At 46.2% G+C, this 290-nt stretch carries 1 protein-coding gene; it reads left to right on the top strand.

All coding sequences use genetic code 11. The annotated features are described in order from the left end of the window. Window positions 1–17: 17 nt before the first annotated feature. A partial coding sequence (locus SB775_RS28715) for an ABC transporter substrate-binding protein (protein WP_410864589.1) occupies window positions 18–290 on the top strand: 273 nt, incomplete at its 3' end.

The following is a 290-nucleotide window of genomic DNA, read 5'->3' as shown; positions in this document are numbered from 1 at the left end:
AACAAAAAGAACAGCTGGTGGTGGCAGTCAACGAAAACTTCATTACGATGGACCCGCAAAATACAGGGGATGCCCTGTCAAGTGGGGTACAGACCTCCATGTTTGAGGGCCTATTGATTTACGACAAAGACTTGAAGCTGATACCGGGACTTTCGACTGAATATTCGGTGAATGATGATGCAACCGAATACACATTCAAGCTGCGTCAAAACGTCAAGTTCCATGATGGTACGCCGTTCAATGCCCAGGCAGTCAAAATCAACTTTGACCGCATGAGCAACCAAGAAAAC

This window comes from Peribacillus sp. SIMBA_075 (assembly GCF_046534585.1).
This window is presented reverse-complemented; position numbering and strand designations above follow the sequence as displayed.